This window comes from Aminobacterium sp. EBM-42 (genome assembly GCF_001896635.1).
Taxonomy (GTDB): Bacteria; Synergistota; Synergistia; order Synergistales; family Aminobacteriaceae; genus Aminobacterium; species Aminobacterium colombiense.
Genome location: NZ_MPPC01000025.1, coordinates 193,056 through 217,901, shown reverse-complemented (window position 1 = coordinate 217,901; position 24,846 = coordinate 193,056). Strand labels below are relative to the sequence as shown.

At 46.6% G+C, this 24,846-nt stretch carries 26 protein-coding genes; 19 read left to right on the top strand and 7 right to left on the bottom strand.

The window, feature by feature from the left end; genetic code table 11:
* Positions 1-14: 14 nt before the first annotated feature.
* The 9 genes from pyrR to BUC50_RS08375 all read left to right on the top strand — a co-directional run bounded on the left by pyrR (position 15) and on the right by BUC50_RS08375 (position 6,730).
* Positions 15-572, top strand: a complete 558-nt coding sequence (gene pyrR / locus BUC50_RS08415; protein ID WP_013048981.1) for a bifunctional pyr operon transcriptional regulator/uracil phosphoribosyltransferase PyrR — start codon at positions 15-17, stop codon at positions 570-572.
* Entirely contained in the window at positions 572-1,501 is a 930-nt protein-coding gene (locus tag BUC50_RS08410) for an aspartate carbamoyltransferase catalytic subunit (protein ID WP_013048980.1), read from the top strand. The genes pyrR and BUC50_RS08410 overlap by 1 nt, the downstream gene beginning before the upstream one ends.
* On the top strand, positions 1,498-2,808 hold the full coding sequence (locus BUC50_RS08405; RefSeq protein ID WP_013048979.1) for a dihydroorotase: 1,311 nt from the start codon (positions 1,498-1,500) through the stop codon (positions 2,806-2,808). Before BUC50_RS08410 ends, BUC50_RS08405 begins: the two co-directional genes overlap by 4 nt.
* Positions 2,795-3,568 (top strand): iron-sulfur cluster-binding protein, encoded by a 774-nt coding sequence (locus tag BUC50_RS08400; RefSeq protein WP_286677351.1) that lies wholly within the window; start codon positions 2,795-2,797, stop codon positions 3,566-3,568. Before BUC50_RS08405 ends, BUC50_RS08400 begins: the two co-directional genes overlap by 14 nt.
* Positions 3,555-4,490: a dihydroorotate dehydrogenase gene (locus tag BUC50_RS08395; RefSeq protein ID WP_013048977.1), complete on the top strand. Its 936-nt coding sequence runs from the start codon at positions 3,555-3,557 to the stop codon at positions 4,488-4,490. The genes BUC50_RS08400 and BUC50_RS08395 overlap by 14 nt, the downstream gene beginning before the upstream one ends.
* Positions 4,491-5,213 carry an orotidine-5'-phosphate decarboxylase gene (pyrF, locus tag BUC50_RS08390; protein WP_273015131.1) on the top strand — a complete coding sequence of 241 codons (723 nt, stop codon included), beginning with the start codon at positions 4,491-4,493 and terminating at the stop codon, positions 5,211-5,213. It abuts the gene before it with no gap.
* Entirely contained in the window at positions 5,198-5,776 is a 579-nt protein-coding gene (pyrE, locus tag BUC50_RS08385; RefSeq protein WP_013048975.1) for an orotate phosphoribosyltransferase, read from the top strand. The genes pyrF and pyrE overlap by 16 nt, the downstream gene beginning before the upstream one ends.
* Positions 5,777-5,876: 100 nt before the next feature.
* Positions 5,877-6,248: a hypothetical protein gene (locus tag BUC50_RS08380; protein WP_013048974.1), complete on the top strand. Its 372-nt coding sequence runs from the start codon at positions 5,877-5,879 to the stop codon at positions 6,246-6,248.
* Between the two features lie 20 nt (positions 6,249-6,268).
* A complete protein-coding gene (locus BUC50_RS08375) occupies positions 6,269-6,730 on the top strand; it encodes a hypothetical protein (RefSeq protein ID WP_013048973.1) in 462 nt (153 codons plus the stop codon).
* Between the two features lie 18 nt (positions 6,731-6,748).
* Here BUC50_RS08375 and BUC50_RS08370 read toward each other — a convergent pair whose 3' ends face one another.
* The gene (locus BUC50_RS08370) at positions 6,749-7,258 is read right to left on the bottom strand and encodes an O-acetyl-ADP-ribose deacetylase (RefSeq protein WP_013048972.1); all 510 of its coding nucleotides are present in this window, start codon (positions 7,256-7,258) and stop codon (positions 6,749-6,751) included.
* A gap of 327 nt (positions 7,259-7,585) precedes the next feature.
* Between BUC50_RS08370 and BUC50_RS08365 the strand changes: the two genes are divergently transcribed.
* From BUC50_RS08365 to lpdA, 9 genes are all read left to right on the top strand, one after another.
* Entirely contained in the window at positions 7,586-8,215 is a 630-nt protein-coding gene (locus BUC50_RS08365; RefSeq protein WP_013048971.1) for a GntR family transcriptional regulator, read from the top strand.
* A gap of 59 nt (positions 8,216-8,274) precedes the next feature.
* A complete protein-coding gene (locus BUC50_RS08360) occupies positions 8,275-9,279 on the top strand; it encodes a thiamine pyrophosphate-dependent dehydrogenase E1 component subunit alpha (protein WP_013048970.1) in 1,005 nt (334 codons plus the stop codon).
* A 15-nt stretch (positions 9,280-9,294) separates the two neighbouring features.
* The gene (locus BUC50_RS08355) at positions 9,295-10,266 is read left to right on the top strand and encodes an alpha-ketoacid dehydrogenase subunit beta (protein WP_013048969.1); all 972 of its coding nucleotides are present in this window, start codon (positions 9,295-9,297) and stop codon (positions 10,264-10,266) included.
* 15 nt (positions 10,267-10,281) lie between these two features.
* Positions 10,282-10,758 (top strand): PPC domain-containing DNA-binding protein, encoded by a 477-nt coding sequence (locus BUC50_RS08350; RefSeq protein ID WP_013048968.1) that lies wholly within the window; start codon positions 10,282-10,284, stop codon positions 10,756-10,758.
* A gap of 134 nt (positions 10,759-10,892) precedes the next feature.
* Complete coding sequence (locus tag BUC50_RS08345) at positions 10,893-11,966, top strand: DctP family TRAP transporter solute-binding subunit (protein ID WP_013048967.1); 1,074 nt, start codon at positions 10,893-10,895, stop codon at positions 11,964-11,966.
* Between the two features lie 66 nt (positions 11,967-12,032).
* Positions 12,033-12,503, top strand: coding sequence for a TRAP transporter small permease (locus tag BUC50_RS08340; protein ID WP_013048966.1), 471 nt, complete (start codon positions 12,033-12,035; stop codon positions 12,501-12,503).
* Positions 12,504-12,516: 13 nt separating this feature from the next.
* On the top strand, positions 12,517-13,815 hold the full coding sequence (locus BUC50_RS08335; protein ID WP_211204274.1) for a TRAP transporter large permease: 1,299 nt from the start codon (positions 12,517-12,519) through the stop codon (positions 13,813-13,815).
* Positions 13,816-13,837: 22 nt separating this feature from the next.
* Positions 13,838-15,094 (top strand): dihydrolipoamide acetyltransferase family protein, encoded by a 1,257-nt coding sequence (locus BUC50_RS08330; protein ID WP_013048964.1) that lies wholly within the window; start codon positions 13,838-13,840, stop codon positions 15,092-15,094.
* 27 nt (positions 15,095-15,121) lie between these two features.
* Complete coding sequence (lpdA, locus tag BUC50_RS08325; RefSeq protein WP_013048963.1) at positions 15,122-16,609, top strand: dihydrolipoyl dehydrogenase; 1,488 nt, start codon at positions 15,122-15,124, stop codon at positions 16,607-16,609.
* Positions 16,610-16,658: 49 nt separating this feature from the next.
* On the opposite strand, the gene BUC50_RS08320 is transcribed toward lpdA, so the two are convergent.
* The 6 genes from BUC50_RS08320 to lplA form a co-directional block, all read right to left on the bottom strand.
* Positions 16,659-18,014 (bottom strand): dihydrolipoyl dehydrogenase family protein, encoded by a 1,356-nt coding sequence (locus tag BUC50_RS08320; RefSeq protein ID WP_013048962.1) that lies wholly within the window; start codon positions 18,012-18,014, stop codon positions 16,659-16,661.
* A gap of 82 nt (positions 18,015-18,096) precedes the next feature.
* Positions 18,097-19,560, bottom strand: a complete 1,464-nt coding sequence (gcvPB, locus tag BUC50_RS08315; protein WP_013048961.1) for an aminomethyl-transferring glycine dehydrogenase subunit GcvPB — start codon at positions 19,558-19,560, stop codon at positions 18,097-18,099.
* Positions 19,557-20,903: an aminomethyl-transferring glycine dehydrogenase subunit GcvPA gene (gcvPA, locus tag BUC50_RS08310; RefSeq protein WP_013048960.1), complete on the bottom strand. Its 1,347-nt coding sequence runs from the start codon at positions 20,901-20,903 to the stop codon at positions 19,557-19,559. Before gcvPA ends, gcvPB begins: the two co-directional genes overlap by 4 nt.
* Positions 20,904-20,906: 3 nt before the next feature.
* Positions 20,907-21,308 carry a glycine cleavage system protein GcvH gene (gcvH, locus tag BUC50_RS08305; RefSeq protein WP_013048959.1) on the bottom strand — a complete coding sequence of 134 codons (402 nt, stop codon included), beginning with the start codon at positions 21,306-21,308 and terminating at the stop codon, positions 20,907-20,909.
* Positions 21,309-21,331: 23 nt separating this feature from the next.
* On the bottom strand, positions 21,332-22,423 hold the full coding sequence (gene gcvT / locus BUC50_RS08300; protein ID WP_013048958.1) for a glycine cleavage system aminomethyltransferase GcvT: 1,092 nt from the start codon (positions 22,421-22,423) through the stop codon (positions 21,332-21,334).
* Positions 22,424-22,443: 20 nt separating this feature from the next.
* On the bottom strand, positions 22,444-23,451 hold the full coding sequence (lplA, locus tag BUC50_RS08295; protein ID WP_013048957.1) for a lipoate--protein ligase: 1,008 nt from the start codon (positions 23,449-23,451) through the stop codon (positions 22,444-22,446).
* Between the two features lie 369 nt (positions 23,452-23,820).
* Here lplA and BUC50_RS08290 point away from each other — a divergent pair, with 369 nt between their 5' ends.
* On the top strand, positions 23,821-24,831 hold the full coding sequence (locus BUC50_RS08290) for an ABC transporter substrate-binding protein (protein ID WP_013048956.1): 1,011 nt from the start codon (positions 23,821-23,823) through the stop codon (positions 24,829-24,831).
* Positions 24,832-24,846 lie beyond the last annotated feature (15 nt).

Here is a 24,846-nt window from a genome sequence, read left to right as displayed (position 1 = left end):
AAAGGGGGATGGGAATGGCTCTTATTGAAAAAGCAATTGTTCTGTCAGAAGGAGATATGGAACGCATCCTTCGCCGAATCGCTGTAGAAATAGTGGAAAGGAATAAAGGCCTTGAGGATGTGGTGCTTTTAGGTATTCAGCGTCGAGGCGTTTATTTGGCTGGCCGCCTTCGCAGCATTTTGAAGGAAACAGAGGGAGTAAAGGTTCCCGCTGGAGAGCTTGATATCACCCTCTATCGAGATGACATTACAACATTGCAAGAACAGCCCATCGTGCATAGCACCTCTATTCCGGTAGATATTGCGGGGAAAAAACTTGTTCTTGTTGATGATGTGCTTTATACAGGCCGAACCATACGGGCAGCCCTTGACGCCCTGATGGATCTGGGGCGGCCTGATCGAGTGCAGCTTGTTATCCTCGTAGACCGGGGGCATAGGGAGCTTCCCATTCAGGCGGACTATATAGGTCGAACTGTTCCAACGTCTAAGGCTGAAACAGTTGAGGTTAGGGTCAGGGAGCTTGATGGTGAGGATAAAGTAGTGATTTGTGAAAGAAACGGGGGAGTAGCGTGATGCAGTGGAGGCATAGGCATCTTATTTCTCTTGAAGACTGGACAAGAGAAGAGCTTGAGTTCTTTTTAGGCCAAGCGGACTATATGGAAGAACTGATGAACCGTCCCATAAAAAAAGTTCCCGCTTTGCGAGGGAAGATGATCGTCAATTTCTTCTTTGAAAGTTCTACGCGAACAAGGGTTTCTTTTGAGCTCGCTGAAAAGATGCTTTCGGCAGACGTGGTCAACTGGTCTACTTCGGGATCAAGCGTGAGTAAAGGGGAGACTATGAGGGATACGGCCTGGACCCTTGAAGCCATGGGGGCTGATGCAGTGGTAATACGTCATTCGGCCGTAGGAGCGGCAGACTATCTGGCCAGAAAGCTTCATCGGGCCTCAGTTTTTAACGCGGGAGACGGAACAAATGGACATCCCACCCAGGCTTTATTGGATCTTCACGCGGCACGGCGCCGTTTTGGCAAGCTTGAGGGAAAAAGAATGGCTATTGTTGGCGACGTTCTTCATAGCCGCGTAGCTCGAAGCGACATTCAGGCCTTTAGTAAGATGGGAGTGGAAGTTGTTCTCTCCGGACCTCGTACATTAATGCCTTTGTACCATAACGAACTCGGAGCCGCTTACGAGCCCGATCCTAAAAAGGCCGTTGCAGGAGCCGATATGGTATATCTCCTCAGAATTCAGAAAGAGCGGCAGGAAGAAGGGTTGATACCCTCTATAGACGAATATCACAGACGATATGGAGCTACAGAAGAACTTGTTGCTCTGGCAGATGCCAATGCGGTGGTAATGCATCCTGGTCCCATCAACAGAGAGGTGGAAATAGCCTCATCTGTGGCAGATGGCGATAGGAGCATTATTTTGAAACAGGTTCGAAGCGGTGTCGCAGTTAGAATGGCGCTGCTTTATTTGTGTCTGGGAGGTGTACGCAATTGATCTTACTGAAAAACGCTCGCGTTTTTGATGGAAAAGAACTCAATGAAGAAAGCGCGGATGTATTGCTGAAGGGGACCACAATAGAGAAAATAGCACCTTCTATCAATATGGAGGAAGGAATGCAGGTTATAGATCTTGATGGGAAAATACTTGCCCCAGGGTTTATTGACCTTCATGTACACTTCAGAGATCCTGGTTTTGAATGGCGAGAAGATATAGAGAGCGGTTCGAAGGCCGCCGCCGCTGGAGGGTATACTACGGTTGTAACCATGCCAAACACTGACCCTGCTGTAGATACACCGGCCCTCGTAAAGTACGTATTTGAGAGGGGGCGCCAGGCCGGGGGCGCCAGAGTTTTGCCGGGAGCCTGTGTCAGTAAGGATAGAAAGGGAGAATTGCTGGCAGAACTAGGGCTTTTGCGTGAAGCCGGGGCAGTTCTTTTCACTGAGGATGGCGCCCCGGTTCGTACGTCCAAGCTTCTTCGTACAGCTCTTCTGTACTGTAAAGATATCGGTGCCATCATTATGGAGCACCCGGAGGAAATATCCCTCACCGAAAAGTGCCAGGTCAATGAAGGGCGAATTTCATCTCTGAGCGGCTTGAAAGGTTTTCCCCACTCCGCTGAATATATTGACATTGAGCGTGGAATAGCTTTATGCCGAGAGACAAAAGCCCCAATCCACTTCACCCATGTAAGCACATCTCTTGCTTTCAAGGCCATAGCAGAGGCAAAAAATGAAGGGTTGCCGGTAACGTGTGACGTAACCCCCCATCATCTCTCCCTTGATGAAAACAATGTTATCGTGAGCCGATATCATTCCGTATATAAGGTCAATCCCCCCCTTCGCAGCCGGGAGGATGTAAAAGCTGCGTGGGCAGCAGTAGCTGACGGCACCATTGATGCCATAGTTACCGATCATGCGCCATGGCATGAAAACGAAAAAGACCTCCCTTTCGAAGAGGCCCCCTTTGGCATTGCTTCCCTTGAGTGCTCTGTGGCCGTAGTGCTTGATACATGGCTCAAAATGGGGAAACCTGTTTCTTTGTCCAGAGTCCTTGAACTCTTCACATCCGGACCAGCGGCTATCCTTCCAGAAGAGTGGCGAGGCCTGGGGCATATCGCTGAAGGCGCCGTGGCGGATTTGACGGTTATCGACCTTGACGAATCAAAGGTGGTTGACGTGTCCACCTGGAAAAGCAAGGCCCGCATGACACCATGGAATGGGGAAATCCTGACTGGTTGGCCGGTCATGACCTTCATTGAGGGCCGATTGTTTGATGGGGGAGGGAGTTATGGAGAGAATTGACCATAACGGGACAATTTTAAAGGTAAGACTTATCAGTTCAGAAGTTATAGAAGTGGTGCTTCATTGTCCAGCTGTCGCCCTTTCTGCGAAGCCTGGCCAGTTTGTCATGCTTAGGCTGCGGGGAGTTCTTGACCCCCTGTTAGGGCGTCCTTTCGCTATAGCTGCTACTGAAGCGGAAACTGTGACACTCCTGGTCCAGGTTGTTGGCAAGTTTACACATCTTTTAAAGACACTTCCACCGGGGACAAAAGCGAATTTGCGCGGCCCCATGGGGAACGGGTATCTAGAGAGGCCATCGGATAAAAAAATTATTTTTGTTGCTGGAACAGTGGGGGCTGCCCCCCTTCTTTTTGCCTTGCAGTCTTTTCCTGAGCTTAAGAAAAGGGAGTTTGTTCTTGGAGTTCCAGGAAAGGGCTGGGGAGGTTTTGTCAGTTATGTAGAAGAGAAAACACAAAATATAAAGGTTTGTTCAGACGATGGAACTCTTGGAATCAAAGGAAACGCTCTTGCGGCATTGCCAGAAACCCTTGGTAATAATGAGGAAATATGGGCCTGTGGCCCTCTTCCCATGCTTAAGGCCATGGCCCGGAAGTACATAGAACAGGCAGGTCAGGTGAGTGTCAGCCTTGACATGAAGATGGCTTGCGGTATCGGCGGGTGTCTAGGGTGCGTTATTTCCACTGATAAGGGGCCTAAGCGTGTATGCGTTGATGGTCCTTTTTTCATGGCAAAGGAGGTCGACTGGAATGACATGGAGTAGGCTCTCAGACACTCTAGTTGGCATTCCTCTTAAAACGCCGGTAATTATTGCTTCAGGGGTCTGGCCCTACGATGCGGATCTTTGGGATAAAAACAATCTGGATGGTGTTGGTGCTATTTGCACAAAGGCGGTGAGCAATAAGTCAAGGCGAGGCAATACAGGAGTGAGGGTATGGGAAACATCCTGTGGCCTGTTGAATAGTATCGGTCTTCAAAACACTGGTGTTCACGACTTTCTGCAGAATGCTCTTCCCGTGATCAGAAAAGGTGGAATGCCTTTTTTTGTGAACGTTGTCATGGAAAGTATAGAAGAAACGCAGGAAACTCTGAAGGCCCTGGCTGAACATGATGACATTATTAAAGGAGTAGAATTGAACATATCCTGCCCCAACGTGGATGGCGATGGAATGGCATGGGGAGTTTCTCCGGAAAGTACGGCACAGGCGGTTGCGGCATCCCGATCAGTGTGGCAGGGGTCTCTTCTTGTAAAATTGACTCCCCAGTGCCACGATCCTTATGGCGTCGCACTGGCTGCTGAAGCTTCGGGGGCAGATGGGCTGGTCGTTGCGAACACCTGGCTGGGTATGGCTATTGATATTAATCAGTGCCGGCCTGTTTTTAACAGAACCTTTGCAGGTTTTTCAGGGCCGGCGGTTTTTCCCCTTGCATTACGGCTGGTCTGGCAGGTCTGCGAAGCCACCTCTCTCCCGGTTATTGGCTGCGGGGGTGTTTCCACGTGGCAGGATGCTCTATCTATGATCCTTGCTGGAGCGAGTGCCGTAGAGCTGGGAACAGCTATGTTTGTGCATTCAGATATGCCGCGGTCTATTTGCAAGGGGCTGGATGCCTACCTTGAAGGCCATAAGATTGATCATATTCGTGAATTAAGAGGTAGGGCCCAAGCTCGGAAAGGAGTTTTTTAAATGGAGGAGAAAGGCCAGGAGCGTCTCATATTGGCCCTTGACGTAGAAAACCTGGAGGAAGGCCGTCTTTTGCTTGGGGTTTTACAGGGCGAGCTGCGATACGTAAAAATAGGACATCAGCTCTATGCAAAGGGGGGACTCCCCTTTATTAGAGAAGTAATGTCTATGGGCTATAAGGTGTTTCTGGATCTGAAAATGCACGATATTCCCAACACTGTCCGCATGGGGGTTGAGGCTTTGGCCAATGAAGGCATTTGGGCCCTTACCCTTCATGGAGCAGGAGGAAGGGCTATGCTTGAAGAGGCTTGCAACGGCCGGGACAATGTTGGTGGAGAAATGATCCTTTTAGGAGTTACTGTATTGACAAGCATGAATAATGAGCTTTGGCAGGAAGTCACTCCAGGATGTTCTATGGACCATGCCCTTAGAGCCAGATCCACTGTCTGTGCTGAAGCAGGTATTGATGGTCTTGTCTGCTCTCCTCTCGATCTGCCCATTATTAATGAAACGAGGGGGAAAGAGCTTATAAAGGTGGTGCCGGGAATCCGTCCTTCAGCGACAGGGGATGATCAGGCCCGTACAGCGACCCCCAAAGGTGCTATTATAGCAGGAGCAGATTTTCTTGTAGTAGGCCGTCCTATTTTAAAAGCTGAAAATCGTCTGGAAGCTCTACGTAACATACTGAGCGATATAGGGGAGGGGTTGCGATGGAAAGAGGATTAGTAGAAGAGCGTATTCAAGAAATGATGCGCGATAGCGGGGCCCTTCTAGAGGGGCATTTTCTTCTTACTTCTGGTTTGCACAGTGCTTTTTATTTGCAATGCGCCCTTCTTTTACGTTTTCCAGCCTATGCTGCTTTTGCAGGAAAAGAAATAGCCCGCTTAGTTCAAAAACTCCAGCCTACTGTGGTAGTGGCCCCGGCCATTGGTGGACTCATTATTGGCCATGAAGTTGCGAGAGCTTTGGATATCCCGTTCATTTTTTGTGAAAGAGAAGATGGGAAAATGCGTCTTAGACGTTTTCCTTTCCCCGAAAAAGCTGGAGTTGTTGTAGTTGAAGATGTTATCACAACAGGGGGGTCTGTGGAAGAGGTAGGCACCCTCATGGAAGAAAAGGGAGCGAAATGGCTGGCAACGGCTTGCATCGTCAACCGCAGCGGTGGAAAACATATTTTGCCCCATGATCCCCTTTCCCTTTGGAATCTTTCTTTTCCAGTTTATAGTCCGGAAGAGTGTCCCATGTGCTCTAAAGGAATTCCCTGTGTAAAGCCTGGGAGCCGAAAATAAAGAAAAAATCCAAACGATAGAAGATGTTCTCAGTGAAGGATTGGAGACAGAGCCCCAAGCACGTACAATAAATAGACCTTAAAGGAATACGGAGGCTTTTATGAAGAAAAAGCTTTTTATTGCGCTTGTCTGTATTGCCTGTACAGTGGTATTGTTCGTGGGTTTTACAAACAACAAACCAACTGATCGTTTCCAAGAAGGACCAGCAGGAACAGAATTCCTGCTAGCCAGGGCCGATAAAGCTTTAGCTCTGGCCGAAATTGTAAAAAGCGCGGGAGATTCAAATGTAGAAGGGCTTGACGAGGAATCTAAAGAAATCGTACAAACAATATTGCAAGAAGTTGAAAGCAAACGTCAGCAGCTTTTCAATGTGCGGATAAAAGTTTCTCCTGCTGCAGACACGAAACTTCTTCAGGATTTGGAGGAAAAAGTGATTGCCCTTGAAAATGAACTTGCCCCCCTAGTTCACTGATAAGAAAGGAGAAGTATGGAGTGCGGCCAGAAACCCTTGAGATAGCAAGAAGAACAAATAGCGTATTACGACAATACATGAACATTCAGAACGACCTTTTCAAACCTTCTCTTCGAAAATTAATACGTCTTCCCGGGATTTATACCCCCGTAGACTACCAGGGGAATCGTTTGGCCCTCACCGCTATTTCGGTAGAACTTGAGGACATTAAGCGCTCCATAAGGGATTTTCGTCCAGACAATGAATCGGAGGACGGAAAATTTCTCATTCTTCAACGAGCCTATGTTTCAGGAATGGCCAGAGCAGTTTCTTGTGTAAAACTCATAACTGAAAAACTCTATCAAAGAAGTATGGGAAACAAGGAATATTCAAAAAAAGACTATGGAGAAGACATCGAGGTCTTTAAAAAAGTCGAACTAGAATTTCTTGAAATAGGGTTGAAGTTAAACAAAATAATCCATGAGAAACAGCAGAGTCGTTAGTTCTTTAAATTTTAATATTTATTTCGATAGAATTTTGTTGTATAAATCGTAAGCTTCTTGGCTAAAGCATACGAAAATGACCTTTTCCAGTCTTGAGTCTTTTTGGATAAAAGAAGAAACCTCCCTTATGGCTATCTGAGCGGCCTGATCAAAGGGATAACCATAGACCCCGCAGCTTATCGATGGAAATGCAACAGATTTACATCCATTTTCCACGGCCAGTTCGAGACTTTTACGGTAACAGGAGGCCAGCAGATCGGGTTCCCCCTTTGTGCCTCCCCTCCAGACTGGACCTGGTGTATGGATAACGTATCGTGCAGGCAAACGGTAGCCCTTTGTTATCTTTGCATCCCCTGTGGCGCATCCGCCAAGGGTACTGCATTCTTCAAGAAGCTCCGGCCCGGCGGCTCTGTGAATAGCTCCATCAACGCCACCTCCGCCAAGAAGAGTGGTGTTTGCTGCATTAACTATGGCATCAACTTCAACTTTTGTGATATCGCCTTTTAACAATTCAATTTTTTCATTCATAATCCATCCCTCCCGATACAAAATTATATCTCAACATCAATACCTTATGTTATAAGCACTATTTTCACAGTTAAAGTCAGCCCCTTGCGTCAAAAGGGCAACGGAAAAAGGCCATGAAGACTTTTAAAAGGCGGGACTTGAATTCTTAGAAAAAAAATGAATCTAAACAAAATAATTCATAAGAAATAACACGATTATTAACTCTTTAGATTTTAATGTTCTCTTATTAATTCGTCTTGACATGACATAGGATTCTAGATATTCTTTATAGTGTACAAGTTGTATGTTACTTGTATGCAGGCTTATATCGATAACAGAGGTGAGCTTATGTTAAAAATGAGAAAAAAAGATATAGCCTACGAAAAGATTAAAGAGTTGATTCTCGACAGAGAGTACATGAAAAACCACAATATTTCAGAAAACTTTCTTGCAGAGAAATTAGAGATGAGCAGGACACCTGTCCGTGAGGCCCTGCAAAGGCTGCAAGTGGAGGGCTTCATAGAAATATTCCCCAACCGTGGGATAGCATTGCGAGATGTAACAGTTCTCGAAGCAAACGAAATATTTGATCTGAGAATGGCCATAGAAGAATTTGTCGTTAAAAATGTTTCCCCACTGCTTACAGATAAGCACTTCAGAGAGATAGACCGTAACCTTTCATTTCAAAAGCAAGCAATAGAAAAAGGCGATGTAACGGAGTACCTTCAGTACGATCGTGATTTTCATGATTGCTTTTTGCAAATCTATTCTAATTCCCTCATTATTTTCACAGCCAAACGAGTGCAAGACCGCTTTTTTTCTGTCGGAGTCAATGTGTTAAAAGGTCCTGGAAGTGTAGAACGGTCTTTTCGCCAGCATTGCGAAATTGTAGAGGCTCTTCGCAAAGATGATTCGAAGATGGCTGTTGAAGCTATGCACCTTCATCTGCTCACTGGGAAAAGAAATCTGATGGCCTGATTTTATTTTTTTAAAAAATTATTTCAATATTCAAGACTGTATCGTGAGGAGGGGTCTGTATGCGTGCGGAAGTCGTTCGTAAAGAACCTGCGATTCCAGTCAGAGATTTTGACAAAGAGACCCTTCGATCTCTCTACGAAACGATGGTAAAGATCCGTCATTTTGAAGAGAAGGTCGAAGAGTTCTTTTTTGCTGGTGAAATTCCAGGTTTTGTCCATTTGTACATAGGAGAAGAAGCTGTAGCCGCTGGCGTTATGGCAAACCTGAGAAAAACGGATTATATCCAGAGCACTCATAGGGGACATGGCCATACTATAGCAAAGGGAGCCGATTTAAAGCCTATGATGGCAGAGATCTTCGGAAAAAAATCTGGTTATTGCAAAGGGAAGGGCGGCTCTATGCATATTGCTGATTTTAGCATAGGGATGCTTGGGGCCAATGGAATAGTTGGAGGGGGTTTCACCCTCGCGGCAGGAGCGGCCCTGGCCCAGAAAATGCAAGGAACAGATGGCGTTTCAGTTGTTTTTTTTGGGGACGGAGCTTCAAATCGCGGTACATTCCATGAGGGTATAAATTTGGCAGCGGCCTGGAAACTCCCCGTTATTTTTGTCTGTGAAAATAACCATTGGGCCTCAACAACGCCCTATCATACCACTACAGCAGTTGAAAACATCGCGGATAGGGCGCTTGGTTATGACATACCCGGAGTCATAGTTGATGGGAACGATGTTTTCGCAGTCTATGAAGCGGCCCAAGAGCTTATAGAAAGGGCCAGGCGAGGCAGCGGACCAGCATTGCTGGAGGCCAAAACCTATCGGATCAAAGGCCATTTTGTGGGAGATCCCGAAAAGTACAGAACGAAAGAGGAAGTGCAGAAGGTTTTTGATGAAACAGATCCCATCCCTCGTTTTGAACAGAAAGTAATTGAAGGGGGAGTGATGTCCAAGGAGGAGTTGACAGCCATTGAAGAGGCCGTGAAAAGGTCTGTTGCAGAAGCTGTCGAGTTTGCTCGAAATGCTCCTGAACCTGAGCCTTTCGAACTCTTTGAAGATCTCTATGTATAGGGCGGTGAATGAATAATGAAGATTATCAGCTTTTCTCAGGCGACCCTTGAAGCCATGGAAGAAGAAATGCTTCATGATGAAACCGTCTTCGTCATGGGAGAAGACATTGCCAGGCAGGGTGGCATTTTTGGACAGTTTAAAGGTCTCCCTGACAAATTTGGTACAGAACGAGTTAGAGACACCCCCATCTCTGAAACGGCTATTGTGGGGGCAGCGGTAGGAGCGGCCCTTGCGGGGATGCGTCCTGTTGCAGATATGCATTTCGCTGATTTTATTGGCGTTTGTATGGATGAAGTGTTTAACCAGATGGCCAAGGTCCACTATATGTTTGGAGGACAAAAGACTCTTCCCATGGTTCTTCGGGCTCCAGATGGGCTTATTAATCAGGCTGCGGCTCAGCATTCCCAGAGTGTAGAGGCGTGGTTCCAGCATATTCCGGGATTGAAAGTTGTGATTCCTTCAAATCCAGCCGATGCAAAGGGGCTTCTAAAGTCCGCGATTCGCGATGACAATCCTGTTATTTACTTTGAGCACAAGGCTTTATTCAGCATGAAGGGAGAAGTTCCCGAGGAAGAGTTTTTTACTCCCATAGGAAAGGCGAAAGTCATTAAAGAGGGTACAGATGTAACCCTTGTTTCTTATTCCATGACTATGAATCTGGCTGTCCAGGCAGCGGAAAAGCTTGAAAAAGAGGGAATAAATGTAGAGCTTGTCGACCTAAGAACCATTTCACCTATAGATAAGAAAACGATTTTAAATTCTGTAGCGAAAACGAATCGTCTTGCCATAGCCCACGAAGCGGTAAAGCAGGGTGGCGTTGGTGGTGAGATAGCGGCCATTGTCGCAGAGGAAGGTCTCGACTATCTTGATGCCCCCATCCTTCGAATTGGAGCCCCCTTTACCCCCATTCCCTTTGCCAAACCTTTAGAGCAGGCCTATCGTGTTACTGCCGACAAAATTTATGAGGGCGTAAAGAGCATGATGTAAGGGAGGGATTCAGAAGTGCAGGCCTTTTCCACAGATGTATCAAGAATGATCGTGGCTCGCTTTGGTCCTGATGAAGATATTTTTGAGTCACTAAGGCTCCTTTGCCAGAAAATGGATGTAGAGTCAGGGTGCATCAGCACCATGATAGGCAGTCTTCAATGTGCCACGTTGGTTTGTGTTACAGAGGATTTTCCAGGGGGACAGGCTCGTTACCTTGATCCGGTTCAAATGGCGGGTCCCCTCGAGTTTATCGGTGCTCAGGGGATTATTGGAAGAAATGAGGATGGAGAGATTGATATCCATCTTCATGGTGCTGTGGCAGGAGAGGATATGCATGCTGTTGCGGGGCATTTTGCCCCGTCGGGGAACAATAGAGTGCTCGCTACGGTGGAAGTGGTCATCAGCGTTTTTTCTGATGTGCAAATGCTTCGTTCCTATGATGAAGAAACCGGATTTAATCTTTTTAAAGTGACGGAGAAGAAGCGAGAGTAATGGTTGTTCATTCACATATAGTTCCAAGGCTAACTACCTACATAATGAGCGGGGGTGAAGGCTAGGGAACAGCTAATAGAGGAGCGCTGCGGGCGTGAGGTGTTTTTATTATCCTTAAAACAGGAGGGAAAAGGATGCGTAAGCTGATTGCTTTTTTAACTTTGTGTGTTCTTGTTTGTGGTCTGGCTGTCCCGGCTCTTGCTGCCTATAAAGACGAGTATAAGCTGACTTGCAACGTTGCTGCACAGAGTGCCTGGGGTAAAGGAGCAGGTAAGTTTGCGGAACTGGTGGCAGAGAAGTCTGGCGGTAAAATTAACGTTAAAGTCTACTATTCTGCCCAGCTCATGGCAGGAAAACAGACATCAGAGTTTATGATAGTACGCAATGAAGCGGCTGACTTTGCTCTTTCATCTACCATTAATTGGTCTCCTCAAGCAACAGAGTTGAACCTTTTTGCCCTTCCTTTCTTTATTTCCAGTCAGCCAGATCCCTATAAGGCACTTGACGCCATTGAGGCCGGCAAAGCTGGGAAGTTCATTGCCGATGCTTTGCAGAAAAAAGGTGTTACAGTTCTGGGCTGGGGTGAGAACGGCTTTCGCGAACTCACCAACGGAGTCAAGCCCATTTCCTCGCCCGAGGATATGGCCGGGATGAAAATTCGTGTAGTAGGAAGCCCTCTCTACCTCGATATTTTCAAGGCGCTGGGAGCCAATCCCATCAATATGAACTGGGGAGAAGCTGTAACCGCATTTCAGCAGGGAGTTGTTGATGGGCAAGAGAACCCTGTTAACTCTGTAATCCTTCCATACAAAGTATTCGAATTCCATAAATACCTTACAGATTGGCATTATGTGGTGGATCCCCTTCTGTACGCAGTAAACAACAGGGTGTGGACATCTTTTAGTTCAGAAGATCAGAAAATGATAATGGAGTGTGTGGAAGAAGCTTCCAAATACCAGAAGGCCCTTGCTCGTGTTGGTCTTGACGGTGATATTTCCCTAGCCTATCTCAAGGAGATCAATGAAGTGCCTCAGGTCATAGAACCCTACAAATACCTTGAAGAGCAGGGAATGATGATAACAAGGCTCAGCGCTGACCAGATAAAGGTTTTTGTCGAAAAGACAAAGCCTGTTTACGATACATGGAAAGAGAAAATCGGCAAAGACCTTGTGGAAGCCGCAGAAGCTGATATGGCTTCTGTAAAGTAGTCATACTCTGTAATAAGGAGGAGGAGCGCCTTTCCTCCTCCTTATAAAAAAGGGGTTGTTGGCCTTATGCTAAAAAAACTTTGGGACCACTTCGAAGAGCTTGTCGGCGCTGTGATGCTGATGATTATGGTCAGCATAGCTTTTATCAATGTTGTAACACGGTATTTTATTAAATACCCCTTGTCTTTTACAGAAGAGATAGAGGTCAATCTTTTTGTATGGCTCGTTATGCTTGGAACCTCTATGGCCTTTAAACAGGGGGCTAATTTAAGTATGACCTTTTTTTACGAGCGTTTGGCGCCCAAAAAACGCCTGATTTGCTTTGTTTTCTCTACGGCGGCATCAATTCTGTTTTTTGCTGTTCTTGCCTATTATGGATATGTGGAAGTCATAGATGAAATAGCTTTGGATGTTACTACAGAATCCCTGGATATCCCAGTCTGGATCTATACCATTGCTACTCCTGTTTTTTCGGTGCTCATTATTTTACGGCTTTTGCAGCATTCTATTCAAACCTATAAAGAACATCAGTTTTGAGGGGGCTTATATGATGACTGAAATTCTTAAAGACCCCGCTTTGTGGGCGCTTATTATTTTTGTAATACCCCTTTTGCTCAAGTTTCCAATAGCAGTGGCCCTTGGGGGATCGGCCCTTTTTGTATCGTGGCATTGGAGCCTGGGGCACCAAATGATTTCCTATAACTTTTATGCCGGCATAGCTAAATTCCCCCTTCTGGCCATTCCTTTCTTTATTTTAGCTGGGGTCATTATGGAAAAAGCTGGCATTGCGGTGCGGATCATCAATCTTATAAAGGAACTGGTAGGCTCCGTCACGGGAGGACTCGCGATAGCGACTGTAGGGGTGGCCACCTTCTGGGGAGCGGTCAGCGGCTCTGGCCCAGCAACTGTTGCTGCCCTCGGGTTGATCCTTATCCCCGGAATGGCGGCTGCCGGATACGATAAGGCTTTTTCTGCCGCTGTAGTGTCTGTTTCTTCTGGTCTGGCAATAGTCATTCCGCCAAGCATAGCATTTATTGTGTACGGCGTTGTTACAGAGACGTCAGTCAGCGCTCTTTTTGCGGCTGGTGTTTTCCCGGGTATAGTGGTGGCTCTGTTTTTAATGCTTTTTGTTTATTTTATAAGTAAAAAACACGGATATCACGGAGAGCCCCGTGGGGGGAGAGAAAAGCTCTTAAAAGCATTTAAAGAATCATTTTGGGGTTTGTTGACTCCGGTTATTATCCTTGGAGGAATCTACGGAGGTATTTTTACTCCCACGGAAGCCGCGGCTGTCGCTGTTTTTTATGGTCTCTTTGTGGGTGTTTTTGTCTATAGAACCATAACTGTGAGAGTTATGTACGAAATTCTTGTTTCAAGTGTTATCTCCACTGCCGTTGTCATGATCGTCGTTACCTGTGCCGGTCTCTTCTCATGGGTAGGTGCCACAGTAGGGCTTATTGATAAGGCTGCGGATCTCCTTCTAAACCTTTCTGGTAACCCTATGGTTATTTTGTTGCTTATCAATGTTATTTTGCTTTTGGCGGGAATGGTTCTCGATGCCATTTCTATCTACTACGTTTTTCTTCCCATTCTCATACCTATTATGGCTCACTTTGGATGGGATCCTATCTGGTTTGGCGTCGTAATGACGGTTAACCTCGCTATAGGGCAGGTGACACCTCCTGTAGCTGTCAACTTGTATGTGGGAGCCAATATCAGTAAACTCTCTATGGAAGATATCAGTAAACCTGCAATGCCTCTGGTGTTAGCATCCATATTGGCCCTAATTGTAATTACGCTGTTCCCCACGATCTCTACGTTCTTGCCTAAAGCTTTTAATCTTTATTAAGCAATATGGAAGGAGGTTTATTATGGCTACGCTGGTAACCATGCCAAAATTAGGACTCACCATGAACAGCGGTTCTGTCTCTGAGTGGAAAAAAAAGGAAGGGGATGCTGTCAAGAAGGGAGAGATCCTATTTATCGCCGCTACGGATAAATTGACCTTTGATGTAGAATCGCCGGAAGAAGGATTCTTACTGGCCATTATTGTGAATATCAACGAAGAGGTCTCTGTGGGTTCTCCTCTCGCTGTCATAGGAGAAAAAGGTGAAGATTACTCGCCCCTTATAGGTGTTTCTCCAGAGCTGACTTCAAAAGGTTTCATCAAAGCATCCCCCCTGGCGAAAAAAACGGCCAGAGACCTTGGAGTTGATATATCTCAGGTTCATGGGAGCGGGCCAGAGGGGCGTATTGTAAAAAAAGATGTAGTAGCCTTCGCTGAAAGCCCATCTGCCTATGAGAAGGTCAAGGCGTCGCCAATGGCAGAACGTATGGCTGCAGAGCTTGGTGTGGATCTTGCTGCCATTGAGAAGCAGGGGCGTATTATGAAAGAAGATGTCATGACCACTGTTTCCTCTCTTCCATCTCGCATTTTAGCAGAGGACCGTCGTATTCCTCTGTCAAACATGAGGAGGGTCATTGGCGAGAGAATGCTTCTTTCCACAACGTCCATTCCGGCAGTCTCATACAATATGGAAGTTGACTTTACATTTCTTATAGCTTTCAGAAAGAGTGTGAAAGTGGCTGTTTCGAAACAGGGCGTGAAAATCTCTTACAATCATATTTTCATGAAAATATGTGCTCAGGCTCTTATGGAGCATCCCATGGCCAATGCCTCCCTTGAAGGGCAGGAAGTAATTCTTCACGGAAATGCAAATATCGGATTGGCTGTTGCTCTGGAAGGCGGCCTTGTAGTTCCTAATGTGAAGGGGGTTCAAACTAAATCCCTCTCCCAGCTTGCTGTAGAAACAGAAGATCTTGTGGCCAGGGCGCGTGCTAACCAGCTTGAACTGGAAGAGATTCAGGGCGGAACCTTTACTATTACAAATATGGGAATGTTTGGCTTACACAGTTTTACTCCCATAGTGAATCCACCAGAAGCATGTATTTTGGCTATTAATACTATTGTGGATCGTCCAGTAGTCATAGACGGAGAACTTAAGGTTCGCCCTATGGCCATGCTCTCCCTTAGCGCAGACCATCGCCTTCTGGATGGGGCAGATGCCGCTAAATTTCTCGCCAGGATTAAGGAACTTGCAGAAAATCCCTACCTGTTGCTTTTGTAGGGATAAGGAGGAGGTTGGCAGCGGCTTATGGCACATTCTATAACAATGCCGAAACCCGGCTTGACAATGACAGAAGGTCCAGCTCCCATAGCAGAACCCCTTCCTTCTGTTGGAGAGCAAAAGAAACATGTGGTTATCATTGGGGGAGGTCCGGGAGGGTATGTAGCAGCCATTCGCGCTTCTCAGCTGGGCGCCCGTGTGACCCTTGTGGAGAAAAAACGTCTTGGAGGAGTATGCCTTAACGTGGGCTGCATCCCTACAAAGGTTCTTCTACATTCAGTAGAACTTTTTACAGCCATCAAGAAGGCATCCCATCTTGGAATTGTTGCAGAGAAGGTTTCAGTGGATTGGAATGCCCTCATGAAGCGAAAAGAGAAGGTTGTGGATCACCTGACAGGCGGTGTTGGCATTTTACTGAAATCCAATGATGTAGAAGTAATTGATGGCTTCGCGAAGTTTTTATCCCCTCGCTCTGTGGGTGTAAAACTGAAGGATGGCGGGGAAACCAGAATTGAGGCCGATTCTTTTATTATCGCTACAGGATCCGAGCCTGTAATTCCTGCCATACGGGGGTTTGATATTCCAGGTGTTATTACCAGCAATGAGGCCTTAAGCCTGGAAAAAGTGCCTTCGTCAATGGTTGTAGTTGGCGGAGGAGTTATTGGGATGGAGTTTGCATCGATCTATGCTTCTTTGGGAACGAAAGTTACTGTGGTAGAAATGCTGCCAGACATTCTTCTTAATATGGATGAGGAATTGGTTCAGATCATTAAAGGAGTTCTCGCCCGTTCAAAGGTTGTTTTTCACACATCTTCTAAAGTGACAGAAGTAAAGGAGAGGGCGGGCGTGCTGGCAGTCAGCGTTGAAAGTCCTGATGGAACAGTGACCGTAGAGGCCGAAAAGGTGCTTGTATCTGTAGGACGCCGCCCTGTTATCAATGGCCTTGGGCTTGAAAAAGCCGGAGTCATAACAGAGAAGGGGCGTATCCGTGTTGATTCTTATCTCCGCACCAACGTGAGTCACATTTATGGAATAGGTGATTGCGCTTCTCCCATAATGCTGGCTCATGTGGCCTCTCGTGAGGGAATTGTAGCTGCGGAGAACATTATGGGAAGGTCTGTTACCATGGATTATAAAACTGTTCCCAGCGCAATCTACACCTCACCAGAGATAGCGTCGGTCGGGCTCACTGAGAGGCAGGCTCGGGAAAAGGGGTTTAAGGTGAAGGTCGGGCGGTTCCCCCTGGCTAATAACGGAAAGTGCATTATTATGAATGACATTGATGGATTGGTGAAGTACGTGATCCATGAGAAGTACAATGAAATTTTGGGTGTACATATCATAGGGCCAAGGGCCACAGATCTTATTGTGGAGGGAGCTTTGGCCCTTCGTCTGGAGGCCACGGCGGAGGAGATTATTTCTACAATCCATGCCCATCCCACCATAGGAGAAGCTTTGGCAGAAGGGGCTCTGGCAGCCTTGGGGCGGGTTATTCACCTGCCAGCAAAAAAATAGCGCAATGAATAAGCCGGAGGATGTAATTTCCCTCCGGCTTATTCATTGCCTACGAATCTTCTTCAAGGCGGAAAAGGGCATCTTTAAAACATTCAGTAAGGGTTGGGTGGGGGTGGATGGTTCGGGCCACGTCTTTTGCCTTCATTCCCTGGGCTACAGCGAGAGCTGCTTCGCCGATAAGAGAAGAAGCTTCCGGACCTATGATATGGACGCCAAGCAGACGGTCATCTTCCTGAGAAGCAATAACTTTGACAAATCCGTCTGTATTATTGAGGGCCTGTGCCATTCCGTTCCCCAGAAAGTACGCCCTGGCAACCTTTACAGAAATATTGCGGGCCTCAGCTTCGTCTTCCGTTATACCGGCTACAGCGATTTCAGGGTCGCAGAAGACGCACCATGGCACATGGTCAGGATTGATGACATATTCTCTTCCAAGGATATGCTCGATTGCGCTCAATCCGTGATACTCTGCCAGATGGGCGAGCATCATTCCGCCAGTAACGTCTCCGATGGCATATACCCCGGGAACATTTGTTTCCATATGCTTATCTACTTTTATGCCTTTTTTCGAGTATTCTATAGCCGAATCCTCAAGTCCGTACCCATCAAGAATGGGGATCATGCTCGAGGCAAGAATAAGGCGATCGCAGTTGATGTCAACAGCTCCCTTTGGCGTGGTTCCGCAAACCTTGACCTGTTCTCCTTCGAGAAGAGCCTTTTCAGGGGCAAAGTAATCTACCATGGTGATCTTCATCTTCTTGAGGGATTGAATGAGTTTCTTTTTCACATCTTTGTCGGCACGGCGCAGAACCTGGTCTGAGTGTTTAAGGATGGTGACTTCCTTGCCCATGCGTCTTAAGAGAACAGCGAGTTCCACGGCGATAACACCCGCTCCTATGACAGCTACAGATTTTACTTCTTCACAGTCGGGATATTTCCAGAGTTCTGGATAGGTTACAGCGTAATCCCCTGTAATGATGCCAGGGAGGTCTGCCCCTTCAAATTCCATGGCCAGGGAACGGGCACCGGTGGCAATAATAAGGTTTCTCCCTTCAATTTGCCGTATCCCTTCGCTGGTCTGAACTTCTACTATTTGGGTTTCTCCAGTGCTGATGATTTTTCCCGTACCCAGTACGACTTCCACGCCTGACATTTTCATGAGAGTGGAGATTCCACTGTTGAGTTTCTCAACGATTTGCTCTTTATGGTTCCACATTTCTTCAATGGTTCCATGGCCGCCTATGATTCGCGCAAAATATGCTTTTGTAGGAATGCAGCCGCGGTTCAGGCATGTTCCGCCGAGACGGGCTTTTTCTATCATCACTGTTTTTAAACCGTTTCTGGCTGCGAGCTCAGCTGCCTTATTGCCGCCAGGGCCGCCGCCCAAAACAATAACGTCGTACATATGCACACCTCCTGTTCTTAACTTTGAAATAAAATGGACCCGGCGAAATGGTATTCTGCCGGGTCCCCACGACGTACCGGTTTTACTCTGCTGGATTCCAGCGAAGAACTGGTTTTCTTGCGGCCAGGGTTTCGTCAAGCCGTGAAACAATTGTTCCATAAGGTGCTTCTTTGAAGCGTTCAGGATTCTCCTTGGCTTCCTTTGCCACAGAAATCATGGCCTCTATGAAAGAATCCACTTCTTCTTTGCTTTCGCTTTCAGGCGGTTCCACCATGATTGCTTCTTCCACGAGCAACGGGAAATACACTGTTGGCGGGTGGAAGCCATAGTCTATGAGCCGTTTGGCTATATCCAAGGTAGAAACGCCGCTTTCATGGTGCTGTTTTCTCCCTGAAAGCACAAACTCATGTTTGCAAATTCGCTTAAAATCGAGATCGAAGTATTCTTGCAGCTGAACCTGTGCATAGTTTGCGTTAAGCACCGCATTTTCAGCCACAGCCCTCAGTCCGTCTGGTCCCATGGTGCGGATATAGGTATAGGCCCGCACTAAGACGCTGAAGTTCCCGTAAAAGGAACGAACTTTCCCAATGGAAAGGGGGCTGTCATAGTCAAATTCGTAACCATTATCTTTTTTGACTATAGAGGGAACTGGTAAAAAGGGAACGAGTTTTTCACAAACACCCACCGGGCCAGATCCCGGACCGCCTCCGCCATGGGGAGTGCTGAAGGATTTGTGAAGGTTGAGATGGATCACGTCAAATCCCATATCCCCAGGTCGCGTTTTCCCAAGAATGGCGTTGGCGTTGGCTCCATCGTAGTATAAAAGGCCCCCTGCGTCGTGAACGATTTGGGCGATTTCAAGGATGTCTTCTTCGAAGAGACCGAGAGTGTTGGGGTTCGTTAACATGATTCCGGCAATCTCATCTGACATAAGGGCTTTGAGTGCCTCTACGTCAACATTGCCACGTTCATTGGATTTAACCTCAACCACATCAAAACCTGCAACGGCAGAGGACGCTGGATTTGTTCCGTGAGCTGTATCTGGGACGATCATTTTAGTACGTTTTGAGTCTCCACGATGTTCGTGGTAGGCTTTTATGATCATGACCCCTGTTAGCTCTCCGTGGGCTCCTGCCGCAGGCTGAAGAGATACGGCCTTCATTCCTGTGATTTCTGCCAGCATGGCAGAAAGCTCGTACATAAGGGCGAGGGCTCCCTGAACGGTATGAGGGCATTGCAGGGGATGTATCCCAGTGAAGCCAGGCAGATTAGCCATGTCTTCATTGATCTTAGGGTTGTATTTCATAGTGCATGAACCAAGAGGATATAGCCCTTCGTCCACGGCAAAGTTCAATTGAGAAAGGCGAGTGAAGTGACGGACTACATCCACTTCGCTTACTTCAGGTAAGCCGGCTTTCTCTTTCCTCAACATTGCTTCGGGAATGAGTTTTTCAAGCTTCTCTTGTGGGACGTCCATTTCTGGAAGAGAGTAACCTTTTCTTCCAGGAACGCTTGTTTCAAAAATAGGCGGCACAAGTCGAATCATGCCTTATCCCCCCTTGCTATCTTGGCAAAGCGGTGGATTTCTTCTTTGGTCCGTTTCTCAGTAACGGCTACAAGCCAGCTGTTTTTGAGTTCAGGGTAGTCCTTGGAGAGGTCATATCCACCAATGATTCCTTCCTTATAGAGTCGTTTGTTAATTGACACTGGAGCCTCTTCAGGCGTTACTACGAACTCTCTGAAGAAGGGGGCGTCAAAGGCTGATTTAAAGGTTCCGTTTTCTGTAAGAAGTTTCTTCGTATAGGCTGCTTTTTGCAGACATGCATTAGCGACCTCACAAAGTCCTTCTTTGCCCATAAGGCTCATATATATGGCTGCCATAACGATGTTAAGGTTATGGTTAGAGCAGATATTTGATGTGGCTTTTTCTCTGCGAATATGTTGCTCACGAGCCTGAAGGGTCAGAACGTAGGCAGTGTTTCCTTTCCTGTCCAGTGTTTGTCCTACGATTCGTCCTGGCATTTTCCGCATATATTTTTTTGTCACTGCAAAAAAGCCAAAACCAGGACCACCGAAATTCATGGCATTGCCTATGGGCTGTCCGTCACCAATGACCACATCTGCTCCGTAAACTGCGGGTGGCTCAAGGAGAGCAAGGGCCATGAGGTCAGTTGCCACTATAAAAACAGCACCGGCATTCTTGGCCGCTTCCCCTATGGCAGCAAGGTTTTCCAGAACGCCAAAAAAGTTCGGGCTTTGCACGATTACGGCTGCTGTGTTGGATGAAATTTGTTTGTTGAGATCCTCCATGTCAATGCTGCCGTTCTTAAAACCCACCTCTTTGACGGTAAGGTGCTGATAAGGGGCATAGCTCTTAAGAACCTTCCTGCTTTCAGGGTGGACGGATCGAGCAACGAGTACTTCGCTCCTTTTTGTAGAGGCTCCTGCCATAAATGCAGCCTCAGCCATTGCTGAAGCGCCGTCATACATGGAAGCGTTGGACACGTCCATTCCTGTGAGTTCGCAAATCATGGTCTGATACTCAAAAATAGTCTGAAGAGTACCCTGGCTCACTTCTGGCTGGTACGGCGTATAACTTGTAAGGAACTCCTGCCTGCTGACCAGATGGTTGACCACTGTAGGGATAAAGTGATCGTATATTCCAGCGCCAAGGAAATAAGCATATTTGTCCGCGCTGGCATTAGAGGCAGCCATAGAACGAATATGCCTGCCCAGCTCAAGTTCTGAAAGAGCGGAAGGAATGTTTAAATCTTCTTTTAGTTGAATTGATTCAGGGATGTCAGCAAACAGTTCCTGAATAGAGGAAACACCCACTCTATGGAGCATGTCTTTTTGCTGTTCCTCCGTGTTTGGAATATAACGTGCCATAAACTACGCCCCCTCTTTCGTTTCGAGGCTGTCACACAGCTTCTCGTAGGCCTCCCCGTCAAGAAGATTGTCAAGTTCTGAGGTATCGGACATTTCCAATACAACGATCCAGTTGGCGTAAGCGTCTTCATTGAGAAGTTCAGGTGAATCCTCAAGCCCTGAGTTGACTTCTACAACGGTGCCGCTTACAGGAGCGTACACGTCGTTAGCTCCTTTTACTGACTCCACTACGCAAAGGTCGCTGCCTGTTGAAAATTCAGCACCTTCTTCCGGGAGTTCCACATAAACAATGTCACCCATTGCATGCTGCGCGTAGTCTGTAATTCCTATACGAGCCTTGCCGCCTTCAACTTTCACCCATTCGTGACTTTCTGTGTACTTAAGGTCTTTCAATACTTTTGCCATTATCCGTAACCTCCTTTTCTCTTTTACCGTTTGTAGTGTTTTTGATAAAAAGGTCTTTTGATCTTTTTAGCTTTCTTTTCTTTCCCGTGAATAACAATGAACATTTCTTCTTCGTCAGCCGCAGAAGCTTCAACGAGGGCAGAAGCAATGCTCTTATCAAGGCTTGGGGAATAACCACCTGTAGTCACCCTGCCTACGGTTCGTCCCTGAGCTCTGACTTCATACTGCTCTCTGGGAATTCCCTTGTCTATCATTTCAAGGCCGACGATCTTGCGGGGAACGCCGTTTTCCTTGAGTGCGGCAAGAGCATGTCGCCCAATAAATTCTGTGTTGAGCTTCACAAAGAACCCCAACCCCGCCTCTAGAGGGGTAATGTAGGCTGCCAGTTCATGACCGTAGAGGGGGAGGCCAGCTTCAAAGCGAAGGCTATCGCGGCATCCCAGGCCTGCAGGAAGAATACCGAACTCTTCTCCCGCTTTCATTACAGCATCCCATACAGGGGCGCCTTCGTCCCATGGCATGTAAATTTCGAAGCCATCTTCTCCTGTATATCCGGTACGAGACACAAGAGCGTCTACACCTGCCACTTTGACATTCTCAACAAACCGGAAGAACCCCAAGCTGGCAGGATCGAAATTAGCTATCTTTTTCAAAATCTCTTCTGCTTTGGGGCCCTGGAGGGCGAGTTCACTGTACTGAGGAGATAAATTCTCAACAGTTACGCCTTCTGTAACATGGTCGTGGAACCAGAGGACGTCCTTGTCTGTGTTTGAAGCATTGATAACCAAAAAGTAGTTCTCTGTGGAAACCTTATAGACAAGAAGATCGTCTACAACCCCGCCATTGGGGTAGCACATAAAGGTGTAAATGACCTGTCCGTTTTCCATAGCTGTGATATCGTTAGTCATCATGTTCTGAAGCCAGGCTTCAGCTTTGGGTCCCGCGACTCTAACTTCTCCCATGTGGGAAACGTCGAAAAGACCAGCAGCAGATCTAACTCTCTTGTGTTCTTCGACTATACCTGCCGTGTATTGAACAGGAAGTTCCCAACCGCCAAAATCGACCATTTTCCCGCCGTGAGCGAGATGTTTCTCGTAGAATATTGTTCGTCTCACAACCTCACCTCCGTATGATGCTAAAACATATGGGCCCAATCTTTTTCGAGCCAACATGCCATTTCCTGTACCTCCTGGGGCATTGATTCTGGGAAGTTCCTTCTTAATGCCTTGGCAAGAACATCTCCTTGTAAAGGAACTCCCTTTAAAAAGGGAGCAAGGCTTGCTATAAGATCCCCGTCCATGGCATCAGAATATATATGGCACTGAGACACGCTCCCTTCTCTCACATGAAATCCCAACGCTACATGTCCCCAGTCAAAACGGTTTTCAATTTCTACGTCAAAATCTGGAGATAGCCCATATATCCATGAAGGATTACTATATTTTTTATAGAGGGTCTTAACTTCTTCTTTTTTCATGATATCTGAAAGGGAAATATTTTCACCTTCTCCGCCATATTCTTCCAGAAAAGAAGCCTTTATCGCTTTTTTGACCACATCGATAGATAGAGAAGTGTTAAATTCTTTGAGATTTGCAACACGGGATTTGACAGAATCGATCCCTTTCGCCTTTAACTTGGCTGCGGGGGGTTGAAGGTAACGGACCATCCGGTCAATGTCTACATCTATTAATATTGTACCATGATGATATCGCCCAGCTTTGCCTTGGTAAAAAGCATTGCCTGAAACCTTGCGATTTTCTACAAAAATATCATTTCTGCCGCTAAAGGAAGCTGGAATGCCTATGGAGCGAAAGGCAGCAACAAGAACTTTTATATGACGAATGAAGTCGTAACTAAGATGTGAAGCAAGAAAGGTGAAATTCAAATTACCCAAATCGTGATAGACGGCACCACCGCCCGAGAGCCTACGGACTAAAGTTCCCTTCTCTTCTGATAGAAGGCTTGTGCGGCACTCTTTCCAGGCATTCTGGTTTCTTCCGATGACAACGGTATGTTCATTTTGCCAAAGGTAAAGAATTACAGAATGGCTAGAAAGATGTGAGAGAAGATGTTCTTCAATAGCCAGGTTGATCCGTGGATCAACAAAAGGAGATTCAGCAAGAAAAGTCTTAACTTTTAGCATGGCGGTTAGCCCCCTTTGATGTAAAAAGCCCACAACAGAACAATACCTCCGTTGCAGGCTCCGATCCCCTAGAGAGACAAAACTAAAAAACCATCTCCATAACCTGGCCGTTGTTTAGATGATTCATACAGTGTCTCCTCGGCGCCTCATCGAGTCTCTTAGAACATGAAACGAAACTCGAATCGCTCTTATTCAATTTATTACAAGTCTATAAGATATGAGTATATAAAGTCAACAGAATGATGTTTAGATTATATATTCTTTAAGTTATGAAAATTCGCAAGAGATGCAAGGTGCTTTTTCTATGTTATATTGATTTTACCAGAATGAGTAGAGGTAAAAACTAAGGGTATGAGGAGGGATTTGCTAATGAAGAACAGGATTCAGATTTTCACAGTTTTTGCTGTTGTATTAGCAATGCTTTGTATGGTGCCATTCCGTGTTTTTGCCGGAGATCTCATTGTTTACTCAAGTGTGGACGAAGAAAATGCCCGTCATATTCTTGAGGCATTTACAAAAGAGACTGGAATAAAGGTCCAGATGGTTTTTCTATCTTCCGGGCCGGCTCTTAGCCGGATCGAAGCTGAAAAAGCCAACCCCCAGGCCGATGTCTGGTTTGGCGCCCCCAGTGAAAATCACATAGTAGCAAGGGAAAGAGGACTGACAGAGCCTTACGTTTCTTCAGAAGAGAGCCGCCTTGCCGCAAATTTTAAAGATCCGGAAGGGTACTGGCATGCTTTTTATATGAACCCCATTGGCATTGGAGTTCTCCCAGACGAACTGGCTGCCGAAAAGATTCCAGTTCCCCAGTCATGGGAAGATTTGAAGCATGAAGGTTTGAAAGGCATGATTCAAATGCCTTCACCCCAATCCTCCGGCACAGCCTTTGCTATTATGATGACCCTTATAAGCATTTATGGAGAAGATGAAGCCTATGCCTATATGAAAGCTCTTAATCCTAATATCCAGACCTATACGCAGAGCGGAACTGGACCCAGCAAGAACCTTGCTATTAAGGAAGCCAAGGTGGCCATTCAGTTTACCCCCGCTTTCCTGAAACTTGTAGACGAAGGATTCCCGGCAACGGTCATCTTCCCAAAAGAAGGCGTGGGTTATGAGGCGGCAGCCCTGTCCATCATTAAGGGTGTAAAGAATAAAGAAGAAGCCCACAAACTTGTTGACTGGATACTCTCGAAAAAGGGACAGGAGTCTTTAAGCGAAAACAAAACATATTTCTTCCCTGTGCGAAGTGATGTTTCAGCGGGAGAGGGCCTGCCACCCCTTTCTGAGATCAAACTCATCAATTATGACATAGAGAAAGCGGCTCAGGAAAAAAGCCGCCTTATTGATCGTTGGGTAACTGAAGTTCTCGGTCAATAAACAATAAGCGATTCT